This window comes from Nocardioides islandensis (assembly GCF_015352455.1).
In the GTDB taxonomy this organism is placed as follows: domain Bacteria; phylum Actinomycetota; class Actinomycetes; order Propionibacteriales; family Nocardioidaceae; genus Nocardioides; species Nocardioides islandensis.
Genome location: NZ_JADKPN010000006.1, coordinates 195,097 through 214,858, shown reverse-complemented (window position 1 = coordinate 214,858; position 19,762 = coordinate 195,097). Strand labels below are relative to the sequence as shown.

Genomic DNA, 19,762 nt, shown 5'->3' with positions numbered 1-19,762 from the left:
CACTCACCCACCGCCCTTCGTCGTCCCAGGAGTGGTCCCGGATCCGTAGACGTGCGCGAGCACCAGCCCGATGCCGGCCCCGACCGCGGCGCCGACGCAGTTGCGCACCAGGTCGTCGCTGTGGCAGGTGCCGTTGCCCAGCAGGCCCTGGACCAGCTCGACCAGCAGCGAGGCGCCGACGCCGGCGAGGAACACCGGCCAGAAGCGACGCAGCGCGTAGGCCGCGGCCACGCCCCAGGGCACCAGCAGCACCACGTTGAGCACCGCCTCGGCGTCGTCCACGGGCAGACCGGTCCCACCGCCGCAGCCGCGCCAGTCGACCGACAGACCCGGCGTGACCCGCGCCAGGGTGACCGACAGCGCCATGCTCATCGCCGCGGCGGCCGCCCTCCCCGCGTAGACGCGGTCGCGCGGCCAGCCGCGCGCCTTCGCGAACCGCGAGAACTGGTTGACGGTGCCCACGCAGAGCAGCGCGAACGCCACCCACACGTTCGGCTGGCGCAGGATGCTCCACGCGACGGTGACGAGGTCGCTCACCGCGCCAACGCGCTCATCACGACCTCCAGGCCACGGGTGTCCTCCGCGGGCTCGCGCATCTGGTTCGTCACGAACGCCACCACCGTCCGCTGAGCCGGCTCGATCATCACCAGCGACCCTCCCCAGCCGCCCCAGCCGCGCATGCCGCCGAAGCGCCCGTAGCCGAGCCCCCAGCTCACCGGCATGCCGAGCACGCGGTCGACGCCGGCGTACTGCTCCTCCCACGCGCGGGCCACGGCCGCCTCCGAGATCAGGGGTACGCCGCCGGCCAGCACCGACTGGACGAGCGCCACCGACCGCGCGTTGCCGTAGCCACCCGCGGCCGGCACGAGCGCCCGCCGCCACGCCACGCCGTTGGCGTCCCGCACCCGGATCGGCGTCCCGCCGGTGGCCGGCGCGTCGGCCGCGGCGGCGCCCGCGACGTAGTCGTCGTCGCGGCCCGGCGGAGGGACGGCGAGCGCGAGGCGCGGGTCGTCACCTTCCGGCAGGCCGAAGCGGAAGTCCGCGCCGAGGGGGCCGGCGACCTCGCTCGCGAACACGTCGCCGATGCTCCGCCCGGTGACGCGCCGCACCACCTCGCCGAGGAGGTACCCCTGCGTCAGCGAGTGGTAGCCCGCCGCCGTCCCCGGCTCCCACTGCGGCGTGAGAGCGGCCAGCCGCCTGGTCGCGGCGTCCCAGTCGACGAGCTCGGCGACCGGACCGTCCCAGTCCGGCAGGCCGGCGGTGTGCGCGAGCACGTGCCGCACCAGCACGCCGCCCTTGCCGGCGACCGCGAACTCCGGCCAGTACGCCGCCACGGGCGCGTCGAGGTCGAGCTCACCGCGGTCGGCCAGCAGGAGGACGGTCAGGGCGGTCATCGTCTTGGTGACGGAGAACACGCAGGCGACGGTGTCTCGCGACCAGGGCACGGTCCGCGCTGGGTCGGCGTACCCGCCCCACACGTCCACGACCGGCTCGCCGTCGACGTACACGGCGACCGATCCCCCGGTGTCGCCCTCGTCGAGGTAGCCCGCCAGCGCCTGGGCGACGGCGGCGAACCGCTCGTCGTACTCGCCCTCGAGCTCCCCCTCAGGCCTCGAGCGCCTCGACATGGGCGAAGCCAACCACACGGCACCCGGACACAAAGAGGCCCCGCGCGGTCGAACGCGCGGGGCCGTGGTCAGCTGGCTACTTCGGTCGCCTGAGCTCGTCGCCCTTGGGCTTCACCGGCTGGGGTGCAGCTACTTTCTTCGCCATCCTTCGATCCCTTCACTCGCGTCGGCTAGGTCGTACCTCCCTTGCCGTGCTCCACGAAGTGATGCGTCCCGTCGTCCCACTCCTCGAGTGCACCGTGGCAACTGAGGCGCCCACGACCCTAGACCTGCAGCCATCGACCTGTCTCTGGCCCGGACGGGCGGCAGACACCCTGGGGTCACGGCTCTCGGGCTCAGGCGTCGAGCGCCTCGACGTCGACGTCGTAGGCGCCCTGCACCAGGAACTCCTTGCGCGGGGCCACGTCGGAGCCCATCAGCAGCTCGAACACCGCGACCGCCTCGTCGGCGTCGTCGATGGTGAGCCTGCGCAACGTCCGGTGGCGGGGGTCCATGGTGGTCTCGGCCAACTGGTCGGCGTCCATCTCACCGAGGCCCTTGTAGCGCTGGACGGGGTCCTTCCAGCGGACGCCCTTCTTGGTCAGCTCGGCCAGCCGGCGCTGGAGCTCGTCGTCGGAGTAGCTGTAGACGTACTTCTCCATGCCCTTCTTGGGGTTGCTGATCTCGATGCGGTGCAACGGCGGCACGGCGGTGAAGACACGGCCCTCCTTGATCAGGTCGGGCATGTACTTGAAGAACAAGGTGGCCAGCAGGCAGCGGATGTGGGCGCCGTCGGAGTCGGCGTCGGCCATGAAGATGATCCGGCCGTACCTGGCGGCGTCGAGGTCGAAGGTGCGTCCGGAGCCCGCGCCGACCACCTGGATGATCGAGGCGCACTCGGTGTTCTTCAGCATGTCGCCGACCGAGGCCTTCTGGACGTTCAGGATCTTGCCGCGGATCGGCAGCAGCGCCTGGAACTCGGAGTCGCGCGCGAGCTTGGCCGTGCCGAGCGCCGAGTCGCCCTCGACGATGAACAGCTCGGTGCGCTCGTTGTCGGCGGCCCGGCAGTCGGCGAGCTTGGAGGGCAGCGCGGAGGACTCGAGGGCGTTCTTGCGGCGCTGGGTCTCCTTGTGCTGGCGGGCCGCGATGCGGGTCTTGGAGGCCGCCACGACCTTCTCCATCACCAGCTTGGCCTGGGCCTTCTCGGCCCGCTTGGTGGAGGTGAGGAACCGCTTGAGCTCGGCGGAGACGACCTTGCGCACGGACGTGCGCACCTGGGGCGTGCCGAGGATCTCCTTGGTCTGGCCCTCGAACTGCGGCTCGGCCTGACGCACCGTCACCACGGCGGTCATGCCCTCCAGCACGTCGTCCTTGATGACGTCGGCGTCGCCCACCTTGAGCGCCTTGCTCGACCGCATCACGTCGTTGAACGTCTTGGTGATCGCCTGCTCGAAGCCGCTGACGTGGGTGCCGCCCTTGGGGGTGGCGATGACGTTGACGAACGATCGCAGCTCGGTGTCGTAGCCGGTGCCCCAGCGCACCGCGATGTCGATGCCGAGCTCGCGCTCGACCTCCTGGGGCGTCATGTGCCCCTTCGCGTCGAGCATCGGCACGGTCTCGGTGAAGGTGTCGCTGCCCTGGAGGCGGACCACCTCGGTGACCGGCTCGTCGTGGGAGAGGAACTCCACGAACTCGGTGATGCCGCCGTCGTGGCGGAACTTCTCCTCCACGGGGGTGTCGCCGCGCAGGTCGCGGATCACCAGCTCGAGGCCGGGCACGATGAACGACGTCTGGCGGGCGCGTCCGAGCAGCCCCTCGATCTCGAAGTGGGCGTCCTTGGTGAAGATCTGCCGGTCCGGCCAGAAGCGGATGTGGGTGCCCGTCTTGGCCTTGGCCACCCGGCCGCCCTTGCGGGACAGGCCGGACCTGGGGGTGAACCCGGCGTCCGGACCGTCGGCGTCGAAGACGCCCGGGGCGCCGCGGCGGAAGCTGATGCCCTGCTGGGACGGGGACCGGTCGACGTCGATGTCCATCCGCGAGGACAGCGCGTTGACGACCGACAGCCCCACGCCGTGCAGACCGCCCGTGGCCACGTAGGAGCCGCCGCCGAACTTGCCGCCGGCGTGCAGCTTGGTCGCCACCACCTCGACGCCGGGGAGCCCGGTCTTGGGCTCCTTGTCGGTCGGGATGCCGCGGCCGTCGTCGTGCACCTCGGCCGACCCGTCGGGGTGCAGCGTCACCTGGACGGTGTGGGCGGCCCCGGCCAGCGCCTCGTCCACGCCGTTGTCGATGATCTCCCAGAGGCACTGCATGAGGCCGCGGGTGTCGGTGGAGCCGATGTACATGCCCGGCCGCTTGCGCACCGCCTCGAGGCCCTCGAGGACGAGGAGGTGGGCGGCGTTGTAGGTGTTGTCGGCGATCGTCGTGCTCCTGCGGTCGTGCGCTCTGCCTGGGGTGTCCAACCTACCCGCGCCCGCCGACGGGGCTGCGGAGGCACGCGCGTCCGCACCCGCTGCCCGCCTGTCCAGACCGGTGGCACCTGCTCGCGACACGCCGTGTACGCGAATCGCCCCCTGTCATCTCCTGTAACACAGCGGGTCTACGGTTCAAGAGTCACGAAGAGAGCACGATCCGGGCACAGGATGTGGGAATCCGACCCGGAAGCTCGGAGAGGCAGGCAGACTCGTCACGAGGGGGAACACCCATCCACGGAGGGGCGTTCCGACGAATGAGAAACAGACGGACGCAATCCACGTGTTGGGGTGAGGTGGCTGGCACCGATGAGGGGGAATGTTGGCCCCGGTCGGTACGTTGACCAGACACCGATGAGTAGAAATGAGGGCGAAGTGACCACTGCCGTTGCCACTGGCTCTGCCGCACTGAGTGCGGCGGACAGATGTGACCGCTGCGGGGCGCAGGCCTACCTCAAGGTCGAGCTCCTCAGTGGGGGTGAGCTGCTGTTCTGCGCCCACCACGCCCGCGAGCACGGCGACGCCCTCAAGGCCGTCGCTGCCACCGTGATCGACGAGTCCCACCGCCTCGCGGACACCGGGTCCTCCACCTCCGACGAGGAGCGCTGAGCGGACCGCACCACCACCGACGTACGACGGCCCCGGACCCCGTGTCCGGGGCCGTCGGCATCTCCGGGCACGGCTCTCTCCTAGGGTGACCGGGTGAGCCTGGTCGAGGTGGTGGTCGCCCTGGCGATCCTGGTCGGGCTGGTGGGCGTGGTCGTCCCGGTCCTGCCCGGCCTGGTCCTGGTGCTCGTGGCCGTCCTCGTCTGGGCGGTCGACGTCGGCGGCGGCACCGCCTGGACGGTGTTCGGGCTGGCCACGGCCGTCCTCGTGGCCGGGACGGTGGTCAAGTACGCCGTCCCGGGACGCCGGCTCAAGAGCTCCGGCATCCCCGCGTCGACGACGTGGTTCGGGATCGCCCTGGGCGTCGTCGGGTTCTTCGTCATCCCGGTCGTCGGGCTCATCATCGGCTTCGTGCTCGGCGTCTACCTCGCCGAGCACCGCCGGGTCGGCTCCGCCGCAGCCTGGCCGTCCACCCAGCAGGCACTGCGCGCGGTCGGTGTGAGCATCCTCATCGAGCTGGCGGCCGGCATCCTCGCCGCGCTGGTCTGGGTCGTGGGTGTCGTGGTCACCTGATGGCCATCCTGCTCAGCCTGCTCGCAGCGGCGTCGTACGGTCTCGCGGACTTCTCCGGCGGCTTCGCGAGCAAGCGCGCCAGCGCGTGGTCGGTCGCCCTGGTCGCGTGCCTCACGGGTGGCGTGCTCGTCCTCGCCCTCTCGGCCGTCTCCGGGGGCGAGCCGACGACGAGCGACCTCTGGTGGGGCGCCGCCGCAGGCGTCGGCAACGGCTTCGGGACGGCGTTCCTGTACCGCGGACTGTCCTCGGGCCGGATGGGCGTGGTCGCCCCGGTGTCCGGCGTGGGCGCCGCCGTCATCCCCGTCGTCGTGGGTGTGGCGCTGGGCGAGCGGCCCGCGGCGCTGGTGTGGCTCGGCATCGTGCTCGCCCTGCCCGCCATCTGGCTGGTGGCCCGGGACCCGGCCGGCCTGAGCTCCGCCGCGCCCGGAGGCGTCGCCGACGGCTCGCTCGCCGGGCTCGGCTTCGGCCTCTTCTTCGTCGCCCTGGGGCAGGTCTCCGACGACGCCGGCATGCTCCCCCTCGCCGTGAACCAGCTCGTCGCCGGGGTCGTGATCGTGCTCGTGGCCCTGACCCTGCGGCAGCCCTGGCTGCCGCGCGAGCGGGCGGCCCTCGGCGGCATCCTCGCCGGGGCGCTGGGCACGTGCGCCGCCGTGCTCTTCGTGGCCGCGACCCACCACGGCTACCTGAGCGTGGCCGCCGTGCTCACCTCGCTCTACCCCGCGTTCACCGTCGTGCTGGCCGCGTCCGTGCTCCGCGAGCACGTCCACCGCGCCCAGGCAGCGGGTCTGCTGCTGTGCGCGGTGGCCGTGTCTCTCGTCGCGGCGGGCTGACCCTGGGTCACGGAGCGGCGGTCGCCACTCCGTTGGTGATGACCACGTCGGCGGCCCGCACGTAGGCGATCCGGTGACCGAACCAGATCTGGTAGTAGGGGTCGGTGCCCTTCACCTGGATGCAGTCCGGCTGCACCGAGCAGTTGAACGTGGTCGCCCGGTAGTAGTCGGTCTGGATCTTCTTGTCGGCCAGCACGTAGGCCTGGCCCGGCTGGATCGAGTACTGCAACGGCGCGACGGTCTGGTACGGGATGCCGGCGGGGTACGCCGACTTCTCCGGGTAGGCCCGGCCGTAGACCGGCACCGCGGCGCCGGTGCCCGACCACACGACCTGGCCGCGCGAGGGCAGCAGCACCGGGTCGGCCACGGGGTTGTAGATCCACGCCTCCTGGCCGAGGTACCAGACCGCGGTCCAGTCGCCCAGGGTCTGGGACACCAGGAACTTCTGGCCGGCCGCGGCTCGCGCGCCGATGTCCGAGACGTACGTCGTCGACGGCGAGCCGTCGGCGTGCAGGCCGATGTCGGGGACGAGCGGGCTGCTCGCGTCGGGCGCGGTGTAGAGGTAGACGAAGTTCGTCCCTTGCGGCGGGCACGGCGTCGTGGACGGCTGGCCCGCCGTGCAGCCGGTCACCGGCTGGACGTTGTCCGCGAACCCCGGGGCCACGGTGACGACGTCGCTGGCCCCGCGGCGGTCGGCCTTGATCGGCGCGCCCAGCAGGTCGAAGTAGTGCTGCCAGTCCCAGTACGGGCCCGGGTCCCAGTGCATGCCCGCGACGTTGGCCGGCAGGATCCCCGGCACCTGGTCGTGGCCGATGACGTGCGCGCGGTCCAGCGGGACGCCGTACTCGGCCGACAGGTGCTTCACCAGCGTCGCGCTGTTCTGGTAGAGCGCCTCGGTGAACCAGGCGGCGCCGTCGGCCGCGAAGCCCTCCTGCTCGATGCCGATCGAGTGCATGTTCACGTACCAGTTGCCGGCGTGCCAGGCGACCTCGCGGTTCGCGACGTGCTGGGCGATGTGCCCGTCGGCGGACCGGATCGTGTAGTGCCACGAGACGTACGTCGGGTCGCTCACGAGCTGGAGCGTCGTGTCGTACGTCGCCTCGGTGTCGTGCAGCAGGATGTACTGGATGTGGCCGGTGCGCGGCCGGTCGGCCAGGTCGTGGTTGCCGTAGTCGCCGGCGTCGGGGCCGTACTTCTCGTACGGCGCCGGGTACCACTCGCAGCCGAGGCTGGGCGGGCAGTCGGCGGCCTGCGTGCCGGTGACGGCGAGCCCGAGGGACGCCACCGCCGCCCGGTCCACGCGCGCCGACGAGATCGGCCGCAGCAGCATCCGCTGGCCGTCGTTGGTGGTGCGGGCCTCGCCGGTGCGGATGACCCGGAACACCTGCTGGGCGAACCGCAGCGCGGAGGCCTGGTCGTCGGCCCCGCTGTAGCGGGCCACGGCCGCGGACCAGTCGCCCAGGTCGCGGGCTCCCCCGGCCTCGCGCTGGTACTGCGCCAGCACGGCCGCGCCTCCACAGATGTTCGCGACGGCGTCGGTCTTGAGGCGGTCCGCGCTGACGCCCGTCAGCCCGGCGGCCTTCGCGAGGGTGCTGAGCGCGTCCTTGCCGATCCGCACCCGCGTGGCCTGCGCGCGCGCCCGGCTCTGCCGGTCGGCCCGGCTGCCGTCGCCCTTGCCCATCGCGTGCTCGGCCGGCGTGCGCTCGATGCCGTCGGGCGAGGTGAGGTGCATCGGGCCGTAGCCCGCCGAGGTGCTGGGGGCGCCGGCATGGTCGTCCCACCGGGACTCCATGAACGAGACGCCGAGCAGGATCGACCGGGGTACGCCGCTGCGCTCGGCCGCGCGGCCGAAGACGGCCTGCCGGTCGGTCGACCCGGCCAGGCACGACGACCAGTCGGTGGCCTGGGCAGGGGTGCTCGCCAGTGCGGCGAGGGACGCGGCCACCAGCCCGACCGCCGTGGACGCGCCGAGGTACCGGATGGCCTGGTGGGGCGCGCGCGAGGATCGCGACACATTTCCTCCCGAGAACGAGTGTCAACACCCGCCGGTCCGGCGGGCCGCTTCGACCCTAGCCACCCCTAGCCCATTGGTCTAGGGAGACCCCAGGTGGCGCTGCTGAGCCGTTCGGGTGGCCCGCTGCACCCTAGCGGCGGAACCACCCCTTCTCGTCATGGTGATGATCAAGGAGGTGGGTCAAGGATGCGAAGACGGGGGCTCGAACAACTGTGGGGGAAGGACAACATGATGCATACCAAGTCAGTGCTGGCAGCCACCTTGATGTCGGTAGCGCTGGCCGCAGGCACCAGTGGTGCCGCGTTCGCCGGCGAGGTGACCGGCCGACCGGGCACACCGGACGTCGCCGGTTCGGGGTCGGGAGTTCGGACGGGGGCACCCGAGCACTCGAACTCGATCTGCTCCTACAACGGTCTGAACGACATGGACCCCACCCAGGGGCCCATTCACGAGATCGTGCAGACCCCGCACAACCAGGGCAGCCCTGGGGACGCGGGTCATGGGACGTGTGCCGGCGGGACCAACCCGGAGAACCCACCGGCACCCTGACCGCGTGGGGCCGCTGCAGGGACTACCGGCACGTCGCGTCCGGTAGTCCCCCCGGGGCCCAGCCTCACTTGGCGAGCTCGACCCCGTCGGCGAGGGCGTGCTGCAGGCGGGTGTAGATCGCCGCTCCCGAGTCCAGCCCATCGACGAGGTGCATCTCCCGGAGCGGGCGGTCGCGCGGCAGGGCCGCGCCAGCTCCGCGTCCATCGCACGGCTCGTCATGGGCCGAGGATCGCCATCCCGTCGCTCCTCGGCAGAGGCAGAGGTCCCCGGCGGGAGCCACCCTTGGACCGATGCCGTCGGGACCTCGGCCCCTCCCGCCGGCAGCACGACCAGCGCGACGATGGCGTCGTGGAGCGACTCACCCCGCTCGCCGCGGCCTTCCTGCACGCGGAGGACGTGGACCCCGACGCATCGCTCTCGATCGGCTCGCTGGCTGTCTTCGCCGGGCCGGCGCCGGGGTTCGCGGACTTCCGGCGAGCAGTCGCGGGCCGACTGCCCCTGGTGCCGCGGTACCGGCAGCGCGTCCGACGGGCGCCGTTCGACCTCGCGGCGCCCTCCTGGGTCGATGATCCCGGCTTCGACCTGCGCCGGCACCTGCACCACGCGTCCCTGCCCGCCCCCGGAGGACCGGACGAGGTCTCCAGGTTCCTGAGCCGGGTCATGACGCGACGGCTGGACCGCGCTCGGCCGCTGTGGGACTACTGGTACGTCGACGGGCTGGCCGGCGGACGCTGGGCGCTGCTCTCGAAAGTGCACCACAGCGTCGTGGACGGGGTGTCGGGCACCGACCTCTACCGCCTGTTCCTCGACACCACACCTGAACCCGGGGGCGCGGTCGAGGACGCCTGGGCCCCGCGCCCGCCCGCCACGACGCCGCTGGACGCCGTCGCGGCCGTCGCCTCCCTGGTCGCCGCTCCGGCGTACGCCGCGCGGCGGGCGTTCGGCGCTCCCCGCCGGGTCGTGGGGCTAGGCACCGCCGCGGCCCTCGGCACGCTCCGCCTCGCGGGCGCACTGCGTCCCGTCCCGGCCTCGTCGCTCACCGGTCACCTGGACGGCCGCCGGCGCTACACGTGGACGACGACGAGCCTGGCGGACGTCGCCGCCATCCGCCGCGCCTTCGGCGTGAGCGTGAACGACGTGGCCCTCGCGGCGGTTAGCGGCGGGTTCCGCCGGCTGCTGGTGGCCCGCGGCGAGGACCCCGCCCCCCATATCCTCCGGTCCCTCGTGCCGGTCTCGACCCGCGCTCCCGGGGAGGAGTCGACCCCGGACAACCGGGTGTCCCTGATGCTCCCGTACCTCCCGGTCGACGTGGCGGACCCGGTCGAGCGGCTGATGGCCGTCCACGAGCGCATCCGCGACCTCCGTACGGCCCACGAGCCCGAGGCGGGACTGGCGATCACCACGCTGGCCGAGTACGAGCCGTTCCCCTTCGTCTCCTCGGTGGTCCACCTCGGCCTGCGGATCCCGCAGCGCCACATCACCGCGGTGACCACCAACGTGCCGGGGCCGCGGGAGCCGTTGTACGCCCTCGGCCGCGAGCTGCTGGAGATCCTGCCGTACGTCCCGATCGCCGACCGGGTCCGCACGGGGGTGGCGATCTACTCCTACCGGGACGCGCTGACCTTCGGCATCACCGCGGACCACCGGGTCACCGACCTCGACGTGCTCGCGGACGGCATCACCGACTCGGTCGCCGAGCTGCTCGCCGCGGCGTAGGCCGCCCTCGCTCAGTCGAGCCAGTCGCGCACGGCGAACGCCTGAGCGCTGTGCGGTTCAGGCTCAGGACCGGCCTCAGTGTGAGCTCAGCTCGAATGCGGGAACGATGACCAAGGAGACCATGGTCTGCCAGGTGCGGGAGTCGAAGCTGGTGGTGTCGTCGATCCAGGTGGAGGCGACCACGACCAGACGCAGGTCCGGGACGACCTCGACGATCTGTCCGCCGTACCCGATCGCCGCAAACGCCGGGTGCTCGCCGGCTGAGGTGACCCACCACTGGTAGCCGTAGTCGGCTCCGCCGAAGCCGTGGGCGGTGCTCACGACAGGGCTGGTCGCGTCCTCGACCCAGCCGCTGGGAACCAGTTGCTCGCCCTCCCATGCTCCCTTGTCGAGGTACAGGTTGCCGAGTCTCACCATGTCCTCGGCGGTCATCTTGATGTAGCCGTAGCCGACGTTGATTCCCTGCGGATCGCGCGGCCAGGCGAAGCCAGCGTCGTCGTAGGCACGGACGGGGTCAGGCCGGCCCGCCGCCAGGGTCGGCTGGAACGCCTGCCTCGTGTCGATTCCGAGCGGTTCGAACAGCCTCTCTCTCGCGTACGTCAACATCGGCTCGCCGGTGGCTTCGACGAGGATCGCGGCCAGCAGGTGACTACTCACGCTTGAGTAGGCAAAGCCCCGGCCCGGAGGCTGGACTGTTCCGCGCCGCAATATGTCGGCGACCCAGTCGCTGCCGGAGGGGCGCGGATCCGGTTTGCCGTCAGCGGGCAGTCCTGCCGTCATGGTGAGCAGCTGGCGAACGGTGATCGCGCCAACCTGGCGCGTCATCACGCCCGCATAGGAGGGCAGCAGTTCACTGATCGTCTGGTCGAGCGTCAGGTCGCCCTCGGACACGGCGATGCCGACCAGCGTGCCGACGACGCTCTTGGTGACCGAGGCAATCGGAGCGCTTTCCTCAGCACTGCTGTCGTAGTAGCGCTCGACCACGGTCTTGCCGTCGACGGCGACCAGGATCGCCCTTCGGTTGCGGATGCCCGGGGACAGGCTCTGGTCCACAAACCTGTCAACCGCGGCCGCCAGCTCCGCACCAGTCGGAGGTGCGGGCGCTGCCGGACCCGGCGAACCGCAACCGGCGAGCAGGACGGTGACCACAGCCATGACCTCAACGGCAGCGACCAAGCCCCTGCGAGGGGTTGAACGACACCGAGTGATACGCATCGGCAACAGCCCTTCGCGTGGAAGCCACAGCCTCACGGGACGCTGATCCCGACACGCTGGAGCACGCCTGGCCCCCGAGTCCATGGACACTACGCTCGCCACGCGAGGCCTGTCGACGACCCGATCCACGTGGGCCCAGGCGCGTCCGCCACACTTCTGGTCTCACGAGATGCGCGAGCGGGCCCTCGATGCACGCCGCCGAATCCGTCCGGTCATCAGGCCGGACTGCCTCCCCCAGATCTCAGGGCTCAGTCCAGGTAGTCGCGCAGCACCTGGGAGCGGCTCGGGTGCCGCAGCTTCGACATCGTCTTGGACTCGATCTGGCGGATCCGCTCGCGGGTCACGCCGTAGACCTTCCCGATCTCGTCGAGGGTCTTCGGCTGTCCGTCGGTGAGGCCGAACCGCATCGACACCACGCCGGCCTCCCGCTCGGAGAGCGTGTCGAGGACGGCGTGCAGCTGCTCCTGGAGGAGCGTGAACGACACCGCGTCGGCCGGGACGATCGCCTCGGAGTCCTCGATCAGGTCGCCGAACTCGGAGTCGCCGTCCTCACCGAGCGGGGTGTGCAGCGAGATGGGCTCGCGGCCGTACTTTTGGACCTCGATGACCTTCTCGGGGGTCATGTCGAGCTCCTTGGCGAGCTCCTCCGGCGTGGGCTCGCGGCCCAGGTCCTGGAGCATCTGGCGCTGCACGCGGGCCAGCTTGTTGATGACCTCGACCATGTGCACCGGGATGCGGATGGTGCGGGCCTGGTCGGCCATGGCGCGGGTGATGGCCTGGCGGATCCACCACGTGGCGTACGTGGAGAACTTGTAGCCCTTGGTGTAGTCGAACTTCTCGACCGCGCGGATCAGGCCGAGGTTGCCCTCCTGGATGAGGTCGAGGAAGAGCATGCCGCGACCGGTGTAGCGCTTGGCCAGGCTCACCACGAGTCGGAGGTTGGCCTCGAGGAGGTGGTTCTTCGCGCGGCGGCCGTCCTCGGCGATCCACTCGAGCTCCTCCTCGAGCTTCTCGGAGATCTTGCCGCCCTTGCCGAGCTTCTCCTCCGAGAACAGGCCGGCCTCGATCCGCTTGGCGAGCTCGACCTCCATCTCGGCGTTGAGGAGGGGCACCTTGCCGATCTGCTTGAGGTAGTCCTTGACCGGGTCGGCCGTCGCGCCGGCCACCATGACCTGCTGCTCGGGCTCGTCGGTGTCGTCGGCCTCGGAGACGACGAAGCCGCTCGAGGCCTCCTTCTCGTCCTCGACGATGGACGGGTCGGTGGCGACGGCCTTCTCGAACTCCTCGTCCGGGAGGTCGGGCAGGACCTTCTTGCCGTCCGGACCGATCACGACCCCCTCGGCCTCGACCGCGACGACCTCCTCTGCGGGCTCCTCCGCAGCCGCCTTCTTGGCCGGCGCCTTCGCGGCGCTCTTCGCGGCGGTCTTGGCGGCCGGCTTCTCGGCCGTCTTCGCGGCCGCCGTCTTGGCAGGGGCGGCCTTCTTGGCCGGAGCCTTGGCCGCGGCAGCCTCTTTCGCCGGCGCCTTCGCGGCGGTCTTCGCCGTGGTCGTCTTCTTGGTCGTCGTCGCCGCGGCCACGCGCGCGTCCGCCGGCAGCAGGACGGTCACGCCCAGGCCCGCCAGGTGGGTCATCAGCGCCTTGAGGTGGCGCGGCTCGACACCGGACTCCTCGGCGGCGCGGCGTACGTCGTCAGGGGTGACGGTGCCGGAGGGCTGTGCCGACGGTTGGGCCGACTGCTCGGCCTGCGCGACCAGGGCCGTGATGGCGGGGTGGGCGAGCACGCCCGCGGGAACAGTCTTGCGCGCGTTCGAGGACACGAACACCTCTCGTCAAAAGGGCTTCGGGGCGCGGCAAGGCCCGCTGTCGTCAAGAGCCGCGCTGGTCATTCTGCCATGGGGCTGGTGAGCCAACGAACCGAGGCCCCGTGGCGGGAGCGTCAGCCCGCCGAGGCTTTCGCCGCTGCCTTCTTGGCCTTCTTGTAGTCGCGCACCTTCTGCAGCGAGGCCGGGTCGACGACGTCGGCCACCGACCGGTAGCCGTCCTCGGCGTAGTCGCCCACGGCCTTCTCCCAGCCCTCGGGCCGGACGTGGAGCTGCTTGGCCAGCAGCGCGGTGAAGATCTGCGCCTTCTGCTTCCCGAACCCGGGGAGCGCCATCACGCGCGCCACCAGGTCCGACCCCGACGACGCCTCGGTCCACAGCCGCTCGGCCCGCCCGTCGTAGGTGTCCACCACGATCCGGGCCAGCTCCTGCACGCGCCCGGCCATGGACCGCCCGTAGCGGTGGATCGCCGGCGGCGTCGACGCCATCGCCGCGAACTCCTCGGGATCGGCCGCCGCGATGGTCGCGGGGTCGAGCGTCTCGAACCGGTCCAGGATCTTGGCCGGCCCGCGGAACGCGTGCTCCATCGGGTACTGCTGGTCCAGCAGCATCCCCACGAGGAGCGCGAACGGGTCGTCGGTCAGGACCTGGTCGGCGTGGTCGTCGCCGGTGATGTGCAGCGCGGTCTGAGCCATGGGGCAATGGTGCCCCACGCCTCGGAACGTCGCGCTAGTCGCCGGCCTTCACGGCCAGCACGGCACAGTGGGCGTCGAGCAGGATGCGCTGGGCGTTGCTGCCCAGGATCAGCTTGCCGACCGGCGAGCGGCGACGCAGGCCGATGACGATCAGCTCGGCATCGTTCGCCTCCGCGATGCTGATGAGGTCCTCGGCGGGCTCGAAGCCGCGGACCAGCTGGCGCAGGTCGAACTCGACCCCGGATCCCTCGAGCTTGGCCCTCACCGATGCCATCGCCTCGTCGTCGCGGATGACGTCCTCCCCGTCGTACTCCCGGCCGCCGCGGTGGGAGTTGACCACGACGAGCTTGTCGTCGCGCAGCTTGGCTTCCTCGATGGCCCGGTCGAGCGCCGCGTCACCCTCGGGCTTGGGCACGTAGCCCACGACGATGGTCCCCATTGCTCTCCCTCACTGCTGCTCGTCCGGAGGTCCTGACCGGCACCGTAGCGTGAAGCCCGGCGACCAGGCACCTGTGGAGGGGTCGGCGAGGCCTGCTCCGGGCTCGGGCATCGTGGTCCGGTGCCACCCGTCGAGGAGCCGCTCTCCCGGGCCGACCTGGTCCTGCTGCGCCGGCTGGTGCTCGAGCACAAGGCGGCCGAGCGGCGGCACCGGTTCCCCGCCGTGCTGCACCTCGGCGGCCCCGGCCGCCCCGAGGCCGGGCGCATCGTCGAGGACCACGCGGGCCCCGATGCCGAGCGGCTGGACCACGCGCTGCGCTGCGACGTGCTCGAGGCGCTGCTCAAGCGGGCCACCAGGACGGACCCCGGACGGCCGCTGATGACCTGGCTGACCCGCCCCGGCACGCTCGAGGTCCAGGACCTCGACCTGGAGTGGCTGCGAGCCGTGACCCGCGTGAACGCCGAGACGGACCGGGCGCTGCCGTTCCTGGTCGTCACGCGGGACGGCTGGCGCGACCCCGCGTCCGGCGTGGAACGACGGTGGCGGCGGCTGCGCCAACGATGAGGGCCAACGATGAGGGCCAACGATGAGCTGCCGGCTCAGTCCCAGGTGTGCACCGGCTCGTTGGAGTGCATCCGGTCGCGGTACTCCAGCAGCACGTGCCGCAGCGCGTCGAACCGCTCCTCGTCCTGCCGGTCGGCCATCCGGCGCACGAACCACTCGGCGCCGTTCATCCCGGTCAGGCAGCGCTGCTCGATGATGCCGAGCAGCCGGTCGCTCTCCTCGGCGGGAGCGCCCCAGGCGTCCAGGCCCTGCTTGGCCAGCGGCAGCAGGCGTCGCAGGGTCAGCTCGGTCGCGCGCACCTGCCCCACGCCGGGCCAGTAGATCTCGGTGTCGATGCCGTGCTCGGCGGCCGCCTCGAAGTTCTCCTCCGCGGCCCGGAACGACATCTGCGACCACAGCGGCCGGTCGGTCTCGGCCAGGGCACGGACCAGCCCGAAGTAGAACGCCGCGTTGGCCATCAGGTCGGCCACCGTCGGGCCGGCGGGCAGGACGCGGTTCTCGACACGCAGGTGCGGGCGGCCGCCCTGGATGTCGTACACCGGCCGGTTCCAGCGGTAGATCGTGCCGTTGTGCAGCCGCAGCTCGGACAGCTGCGGCGTGCCGCCGTCCTCGAACACCGCGACCGGGTCCTCCTCCTCGATGACCGGCAGCAGCGCGGGGAAGTACCGGACGTTCTCCTCGAACAGGTCGAACACCGAGGTGATCCACCGCTCGCCGAACCACACCCGCGGCCGGACGCCCTGCGCCTTCAGCTCCTCGCTGCGGGTGTCGGCCGCCTGCTCGAACAGCGGGATGCGGGTCTCCCGCCACAGCTCCTTGCCCAGGGCGTACGGCGAGTTGGCGCCGACCGCGAGCAGGATCGAGGAGATCGCCTGCGAGGCGTTCCAGTACGCCGCGAACTGGTCCGGCGAGGTCTGCACGTGGAACTGGGTGCTGGTGCAGGCGGCCTCGGGGAGGATCGAGTCGGCGGTGGTGATCAGCCGCTCCGGACCGGTGATGTCGATGTGGATGTCCTCGCCGCGGGCGGCCAGGATCTGCTCGCTGATCAGGCGGTACCGCGGGTTGGCGCTCATGTGGCTCGGGCTGAGGTGGCCCTCGGCGAGCGTCGGCAGGATGCCGATCATCACCAGGTGGGCGCCCACGTCGGCCGACTTGGCCTCGGCGTCGTTGAGGCTGCGGCGGAGGTTGGCCTCAGAGGTGGCCAGGCCGCCCTCGCGGATCTTGGTCGGCGGCACGTTGATCTCGATGTTGAACTGGCCCAGCTCGGTCTGGAACGCCGGGTCGGCGATGGCGGCCAGCGCCTCGGCGTTCTTCAGCGCCGGGTCGCCCAGCTCGTCGACCAGGTTGAGCTCCACCTCGAGGCCCGTCATCGGGTCGTCGGTGTCGAAGTGGTGCTCGCTCAGCATCCGGGCGAAGGTGTCGAGGCAGCGGTGGACCTTCTCGCGGTACCGGGTGCGGTCGGCGCGCGAGAACTCCTGTGCTTCGACGTCTTCGCCCATGCTCGGCACCCTAGGGCGGATGACCCGCCCGCGGCAGTGCCCGCCCGGGTGACGACATCACCTCCCCTCCCACACGTCCGGCGGCAGGGCGAGGTCCAGCGCCTCGGCGACGGCCTGGGCCAGCGTGCAGGGCGGATCGCCCTCGGCGGCCCGGTCGAGGGCCAGCCAGGCGAGCGCCCCGTCGCCGGACAGCCAGGCCAGGAAGCCCAGCACCGAGGCGACCGGCGCCAGCAGCGGCGGCGGCGCCGCCCGGACGAGGGCCGAGAAGAGCGGCAGCCGCAGATCGGCCCCGTCGCGGGTCATCGCGTGCATCGCCGCGTCGCGCCCGGCGGGCTCGGCCAGCGCGACCAGCAGCCGGGCCGTCGTGGGCGGATCCGGCAGGGCGCTGGTCTCCACGAGCGTCTCGACCAGGGCCGGCAGCCAGGTCGCCGGGTCCTCCGGCGGCCCCAGGGTGTCCAGCACGTCGGCGACCGCCGCCACGCGGTCGGGGTCGGGCGCGACGGTCGCGGCCAGCTCGTCACGCGACCCCAGCGTCACCCGGCCGGCGGCCACGGCCTGCGCGGTGAACAGGTGGCCGGTGACGTCATAGCGCGTGCCGGGGCCGTCGGCCTCCGAGCCGTCGAGGGACACCGGGAACCACCGGTCGCCGTCGCTGCGCAGCACGTCGACCACGTCGATGCCGCCGCGCCGGAACCGCCGGACCAGCACCCGACCGCACGCCCGGGCGACCCGGGAGTCCGCGGCGTACATCACGAACAGCACGCGCCTGACCCGGTGCCGGTGTGCCGGCCCGAGCAGGGACTCGGCGGCCTCGCGGCGTGCCTCGGCGGTGATTGGGAGGTCGAGCCGGGCGTGGAAGGTGTGCGTGGCGCCGAACGTCAGCATCACCACCGACTCCACAGGGAGGAACCCGAGCACGAGCGGCACCGCGGCCAGCACGTCCTCCGGCGTCCGGGCGGTGAGGGTCGGGAGCGCTGTCGTCGTCATGGCCAGGACGCTCCCCAGCGGCACCGACAGTCACGCCGACGCCGGGGGAGGCCTGTGGAAAGCCCGTCCGGAGGTCCGCCTGTGGGCGCAGAACGGGCCACCGGAGCCGCGGCCGGACCACTACCGTGGCGTCGTGCTCACCCTCGACCAGGTCCTCACCTTCGGGCTCGCCGCGCTGATCCTCATCGCGATCCCCGGCCCGAGCGTGGTGTTCGTGGTCGGCCGCGCCCTGGCCTACGGCCGCGGCGTCGCACTGGCCAGCGTCGCCGGCAACTCCCTCGGCCTGCTGACCATCGTGGTCCTCGTGGCGTTCGGCCTCGGGGTGGTCGTCCAGGAGTCGATCCTCGTCTTCCAGGTCCTCAAGCTCGCGGGCGCGGCGTACCTGGTGTACCTCGGCATCGAGGCCGTCCGCCGGCGCAAGGAGTTCCTGGCGCCGGACGCGGACACCACCACCGGGCGGCCGATGACGTGGCGCCGCGCGATCCGGCAGGGGTACGTCGTGGGCGTGTCCAACCCCAAGGCGTACATGATCCTGGCCGCGGTGCTCCCCCAGTTCGTCGACCGCGGCGCGGGGCACGTGCAGCTCCAGCTGCTGCTGCTCGGCCTGCTGGCGTTCGCGATCGGCATGGTGTCCGACAGCACGTGGGCGATCATCGCCAGCCAGCTGCGCTCGTGGTTCATGCGGTCGCCCAGGCGCGGCGAGGCGATGGGCACGGTCGGCGGTCTCTCCATGATCGGCCTGGGAGTCGGGCTCGCGGTCACCGGCGAGGCCGGCCGCTGAGGAACGTCGCCTCGGTCCTGCACCTCGACCTCGACGCCTTCTTCGCCGCGGTCGAGCAGCGCGACAAGCCGTCGCTGCGCGGCAAGCCGGTCGTCGTGGGCGGCGTCGGCGGGCGCGGTGTGGTGTCCACCGCGTCGTACGAGGCCAGGAAGTACGGCGTGCGCTCGGCCATGTCGACCCGCGAGGCGCGGTCGCGCTGCCCGCACGCGGCGTTCCTGAGCGGGCGGTTCCACGCGTACCGCACCGCCAGCGAGCAGGTGATGGCGGTGCTGCGCGCGACCTCGCCGCTGGTCGAGCCGCTGTCCCTCGACGAGGCGTTCGTGGACCTGGCCGCGGCCGGGCTGCCCGACCTGGAGGTCGACACGGTCCGCCACGTGGCCGAACGCCTACGTGCGCAGGTCGCCGAGGTGACGGGCGGGCTCACCGCGTCGGTCGGGATCGGCTCCTCGAAGTTCATCGCCAAGGTGGCCAGCGACCTCGACAAGCCCGACGGGCTGGTCGTCGTGCCTCCCGGCGGCGAGCTGGACCTGCTGCGCCCGATGCACGTCTCGGTGATCCCCGGGGTCGGCCCCGCGACCACCGAGCGGCTCCGGCGGGCCGGCATCCACACCGTCGCCGACCTCGAGGTGATCAGCGAGGACGAGCTGGTCCGGATGCTCGGCGCCGCCCACGGCCACGGCCTGCACCTGCTCGCGCACGCCGAGGACGACCGGCCCGTCGTGCCTGAGCGGGAGACCAAGTCGGTCAGCGTCGAGGGCACGTACGACACCGACCTCACCGACCGCCGCCTGATGGCCGCTCTGCTGACCCGGCAGGCGCGCCGCGTCGCCGAGCGGCTGCGGGCCAGCGGGCTCGCCGGGCGCACGGTGACGATCAAGGTGCGGCTGCACGACTTCACCACCATCAGCCGCTCGTCCACGATCGGCTCGCCCACCGACGCGGCCTCCACGATCTCGCGGCTCGCGGTCGCGCTTCTCCAGGACCTCGACACCACGGGCGGCGTGCGCCTGCTCGGCGTGGGCGTCTCCGGCCTGGCCGACTGGATCCAGGAGGACCTGTTCGGCACGACCGAGGACGACGTGGAGCCGGAGGGCGACCTGGACGCCGACCTCGACGCCGGGGCGCCGTCCACCGCCGGGGCGAAGGCCACGACCCACACCTGGGCGCCGGGGATGGACGTCGAGCACGCCGAGATGGGGCGCGGGTGGGTGTGGGGATCGGGACGCGGGGTGGTCACCGTCCGGTTCGAGACCGCCGCGACCGGACCGGGTCCGGTGCGCAGCCTCAAGGCCGACGATCCGGCGCTGCAACCCTGGCGACCGGAGTCCCCGGACGGGTCTACAGTGCCGGACATGCACGAACGACATCGCTGACAACGCCGTCGGCCGGATGGGTT

Annotated in this window: 19 protein-coding genes; 8 read left to right on the top strand and 11 right to left on the bottom strand. The window is 72.0% G+C overall.

All coding sequences use genetic code 11. From position 1 onward, the window contains the following. Positions 1-3 precede the first annotated feature (3 nt). The 3 genes from ISU07_RS12355 to ISU07_RS12345 form a co-directional block, all read right to left on the bottom strand. The gene (locus ISU07_RS12355; protein WP_194707092.1) at positions 4-537 is read right to left on the bottom strand and encodes a VanZ family protein; all 534 of its coding nucleotides are present in this window, start codon (positions 535-537) and stop codon (positions 4-6) included. Beyond that, a complete protein-coding gene (locus ISU07_RS12350; protein WP_194707091.1) occupies positions 534-1,628 on the bottom strand; it encodes a serine hydrolase domain-containing protein in 1,095 nt (364 codons plus the stop codon). Before ISU07_RS12350 ends, ISU07_RS12355 begins: the two co-directional genes overlap by 4 nt. Positions 1,629-1,963: 335 nt before the next feature. Beyond that, the gene (locus tag ISU07_RS12345; RefSeq protein WP_194707090.1) at positions 1,964-4,069 is read right to left on the bottom strand and encodes a DNA gyrase/topoisomerase IV subunit B; all 2,106 of its coding nucleotides are present in this window, start codon (positions 4,067-4,069) and stop codon (positions 1,964-1,966) included. A gap of 363 nt (positions 4,070-4,432) precedes the next feature. On the opposite strand from ISU07_RS12345, the gene ISU07_RS12340 reads away from it, so the two are divergent. The 3 genes from ISU07_RS12340 (at position 4,433) to ISU07_RS12330 (ending at position 6,087) form a co-directional block, all read left to right on the top strand. Beyond that, positions 4,433-4,687 carry a DUF7455 domain-containing protein gene (locus ISU07_RS12340; protein ID WP_194707089.1) on the top strand — a complete coding sequence of 85 codons (255 nt, stop codon included), beginning with the start codon at positions 4,433-4,435 and terminating at the stop codon, positions 4,685-4,687. Positions 4,688-4,780: 93 nt separating this feature from the next. Beyond that, the gene (locus tag ISU07_RS12335; RefSeq protein WP_194707088.1) at positions 4,781-5,257 is read left to right on the top strand and encodes a DUF456 domain-containing protein; all 477 of its coding nucleotides are present in this window, start codon (positions 4,781-4,783) and stop codon (positions 5,255-5,257) included. Continuing rightward, entirely contained in the window at positions 5,257-6,087 is an 831-nt protein-coding gene (locus tag ISU07_RS12330; protein ID WP_194707087.1) for a DMT family transporter, read from the top strand. The genes ISU07_RS12335 and ISU07_RS12330 overlap by 1 nt, the downstream gene beginning before the upstream one ends. A 7-nt stretch (positions 6,088-6,094) precedes the next feature. Here ISU07_RS12330 and ISU07_RS12325 read toward each other — a convergent pair whose 3' ends face one another. Then, complete coding sequence (locus ISU07_RS12325) at positions 6,095-8,101, bottom strand: N-acetylmuramoyl-L-alanine amidase (protein ID WP_194707086.1); 2,007 nt, start codon at positions 8,099-8,101, stop codon at positions 6,095-6,097. Between the two features lie 231 nt (positions 8,102-8,332). On the opposite strand from ISU07_RS12325, the gene ISU07_RS12320 reads away from it, so the two are divergent. After that, positions 8,333-8,650 (top strand): hypothetical protein, encoded by a 318-nt coding sequence (locus tag ISU07_RS12320; protein WP_194707085.1) that lies wholly within the window; start codon positions 8,333-8,335, stop codon positions 8,648-8,650. 64 nt (positions 8,651-8,714) lie between these two features. Here the strand turns inward: ISU07_RS12320 and ISU07_RS24800 are convergent, their stop codons facing one another. Continuing rightward, entirely contained in the window at positions 8,715-8,930 is a 216-nt protein-coding gene (locus tag ISU07_RS24800; RefSeq protein WP_323742573.1) for a wax ester/triacylglycerol synthase domain-containing protein, read from the bottom strand. A 68-nt stretch (positions 8,931-8,998) separates the two neighbouring features. On the opposite strand from ISU07_RS24800, the gene ISU07_RS12310 reads away from it, so the two are divergent. Next, on the top strand, positions 8,999-10,366 hold the full coding sequence (locus tag ISU07_RS12310) for a wax ester/triacylglycerol synthase family O-acyltransferase (RefSeq protein ID WP_194707084.1): 1,368 nt from the start codon (positions 8,999-9,001) through the stop codon (positions 10,364-10,366). Between the two features lie 75 nt (positions 10,367-10,441). On the opposite strand, the gene ISU07_RS12305 is transcribed toward ISU07_RS12310, so the two are convergent. The 4 genes from ISU07_RS12305 to ISU07_RS12290 all read right to left on the bottom strand — a co-directional run bounded on the left by ISU07_RS12305 (position 10,442) and on the right by ISU07_RS12290 (position 14,535). Beyond that, entirely contained in the window at positions 10,442-11,521 is a 1,080-nt protein-coding gene (locus tag ISU07_RS12305) for a serine hydrolase domain-containing protein (RefSeq protein ID WP_194707083.1), read from the bottom strand. A gap of 308 nt (positions 11,522-11,829) precedes the next feature. Next, positions 11,830-13,212 (bottom strand): RNA polymerase sigma factor, encoded by a 1,383-nt coding sequence (locus tag ISU07_RS12300; RefSeq protein WP_228521808.1) that lies wholly within the window; start codon positions 13,210-13,212, stop codon positions 11,830-11,832. 305 nt (positions 13,213-13,517) lie between these two features. Then, positions 13,518-14,096, bottom strand: a complete 579-nt coding sequence (locus ISU07_RS12295) for an HhH-GPD-type base excision DNA repair protein (protein WP_194707082.1) — start codon at positions 14,094-14,096, stop codon at positions 13,518-13,520. Between the two features lie 34 nt (positions 14,097-14,130). Beyond that, complete coding sequence (locus tag ISU07_RS12290; RefSeq protein ID WP_194707081.1) at positions 14,131-14,535, bottom strand: universal stress protein; 405 nt, start codon at positions 14,533-14,535, stop codon at positions 14,131-14,133. A gap of 120 nt (positions 14,536-14,655) precedes the next feature. On the opposite strand from ISU07_RS12290, the gene ISU07_RS12285 reads away from it, so the two are divergent. After that, positions 14,656-15,099 carry a hypothetical protein gene (locus ISU07_RS12285; RefSeq protein ID WP_194707080.1) on the top strand — a complete coding sequence of 148 codons (444 nt, stop codon included), beginning with the start codon at positions 14,656-14,658 and terminating at the stop codon, positions 15,097-15,099. A 35-nt stretch (positions 15,100-15,134) separates the two neighbouring features. On the opposite strand, the gene ISU07_RS12280 is transcribed toward ISU07_RS12285, so the two are convergent. Continuing rightward, a complete protein-coding gene (locus ISU07_RS12280; RefSeq protein ID WP_194707079.1) occupies positions 15,135-16,598 on the bottom strand; it encodes a glutamate--cysteine ligase family protein in 1,464 nt (487 codons plus the stop codon). Between the two features lie 57 nt (positions 16,599-16,655). Further along, the gene (locus ISU07_RS12275; RefSeq protein ID WP_194707078.1) at positions 16,656-17,585 is read right to left on the bottom strand and encodes a DUF4192 domain-containing protein; all 930 of its coding nucleotides are present in this window, start codon (positions 17,583-17,585) and stop codon (positions 16,656-16,658) included. Between the two features lie 133 nt (positions 17,586-17,718). Between ISU07_RS12275 and ISU07_RS12270 the strand changes: the two genes are divergently transcribed. Both ISU07_RS12270 and ISU07_RS12265 read left to right on the top strand, forming a co-directional pair. Beyond that, a complete protein-coding gene (locus tag ISU07_RS12270) occupies positions 17,719-18,366 on the top strand; it encodes a LysE family translocator (protein WP_323742572.1) in 648 nt (215 codons plus the stop codon). Next, positions 18,363-19,739, top strand: coding sequence for a DNA polymerase IV (locus tag ISU07_RS12265; protein ID WP_194707134.1), 1,377 nt, complete (start codon positions 18,363-18,365; stop codon positions 19,737-19,739). The genes ISU07_RS12270 and ISU07_RS12265 overlap by 4 nt, the downstream gene beginning before the upstream one ends. Positions 19,740-19,762 lie beyond the last annotated feature (23 nt).